This window comes from Pseudoalteromonas sp. S554 (assembly GCF_005930865.1).
In the GTDB taxonomy this organism is placed as follows: Bacteria; Pseudomonadota; Gammaproteobacteria; order Enterobacterales; family Alteromonadaceae; genus Pseudoalteromonas; species Pseudoalteromonas marina.
The window spans coordinates 1-1754 of sequence record NZ_PNDV01000165.1; the positions used below are offsets into that span (position 1 = coordinate 1).

The following is a 1754-nucleotide window of genomic DNA, read 5'->3' on the forward strand; positions in this document are numbered from 1 at the left end:
ATACCATCTCATCTCTCTGTATATAATGGAGTAAAATTTAATTAAAAATTTAGGTAAAAAATTTAACCGCTAGACAATTTCAACCACCGAGAACACAGAGGCGCTTCGCGCTACCGGAGTTTTTCAAGTTAGTTGTCGCCTCAAGTTAAATTTTATGCCGCCCGCATTTCTTCTTTTTTCTCAGGGTTTAAATTTACTTCATTTATCATTGACCAGTCTCGTGACTTCCCTGACCAACGGCTTGGGTTATTCAATTTAGCTGCGTCGTTTACCTGCTGACGCTTAGCTAATATTTCTTTATCTAAACCTGAATGACGTTGGTTTGGCGTCACAAATTTTATACCACTGTGTAGGTGCTCATTATTGTACCAATCAACGAACCCACTTACCCATTCTCTTGCTGCGCTTATATCTTCAAATGGCTTTTCTGGGTATTCTGGGCGATACTTTAACGTTTTAAATAACGACTCAGAGTATGGATTGTCATTACTTACTGACGGTCGACTAAATGATGGCACAATCCCTAACTCCTGTAATGTTGCCAGTAATGTCGCGCCTTTCATTGGGCTGCCATTATCTGAGTGTAACGTAACTTGCTCGCGCTTTATTTGCTCCCGACTGCAAATATCCTTCATTAAATCTGCGGCTAATTCACTTAACTGTGAGTCGTAAACTTGCCAGCCAACAACCTTTCGACTAAAAATGTCCATCACTAAATATAAGTATAAAAATTGCCCTTTTACGCTCGTTGGTAAATAGGTGATATCCCAAGTGTAGACTTCATTTGCACGCACTGCTTTCAATACTCTTGGCTTTTTTATCGGCTTAGCTGGCTTTACTTTTTCTCTATGCGTTAATAAGTTATGTGCCTTCATGACACGATAAAACGAACTTTCAGACGCTATCCATATGCCCTTATCAAGCAGCTTAGGGACTATTTTACTGGCCGGTAAATGCCCATATTCGGCTGAATTAGCCGTATTAATAATGCGCTGCCGCTCTAACTCTGTGAGACGGTTAGGCGGCTGTTTTTTCGTACTCGTCCGTTTGTCAGTCATATCGTCTGCTTCAATCCACCGCTGAACGGTTCTTAGTGTCAGTCCAAGTAACTCACATGCCTTTTCTTTCCTTGCCCCTGAAGCCTGTGCGTTTGTGATAAGCGTTATTAATTCATGTCGCTCAGTCGCTGTTGTTAATCGTCCTCGTTGAAACCCCAAAGTGCATCCGCTTTTTTTTTGAGTACAAGTAGAGCGGCAGTTTCAGCTAAGGCCTTATCTTTGCGATTCAGTTCTTTTTGCAGTTGCTTTATTTCTTGCTTAAGCTGTTTACTGTCTGACTTTACTGTTTTATTTGAAGGTGGTGTTACTAAGTCTTTCTTCCATTGCTGAATATGATGCGGATAAAGCCCTATATTACGGCAGTATTCATTTATGGCGGCTTCATCTAAACTTCCACACTCAATTACTGCGTTGAGTCTTTCTTCTAAACTCCAGTCTTGTGGTCGTTTTTCTGCTGTCATTTGGCTACCCGTCTGGTGTATTTCAAGTTGATGCTTTTTTGCCAGTGCTATCCAACGTTGTAACGTTGAATAACCGACACCTAAGTCATCTGCAATATCTTCTAAGCGAACATCATCACATTGAGATAATGCTTTTTCAACAGCTTGAACTTTAAACTCTTGTGTAAATTGACGTTTCATTTTATTTGCCTCTGCTAAATGTTAGAGGCGACAACTATCCTGACACAGGGGGGTA

The 1754-nt window shown here is 40.7% G+C and carries 1 protein-coding gene; it reads right to left on the bottom strand.

Translation table 11 applies throughout. The features are described from left to right. Positions 1–152: 152 nt before the first annotated feature. Positions 153–1699, bottom strand: a protein-coding gene (locus CWB65_RS19490) for an IS3 family transposase (RefSeq protein WP_086007399.1) whose coding sequence is annotated in 2 segments (ribosomal slippage) — positions 153–1219 and positions 1219–1699 — 1548 coding nt in all. Because the reading frame shifts where the segments join, the coding sequence is not laid out codon by codon here. Between the last annotated feature and the right edge of the window lie 55 nt (positions 1700–1754).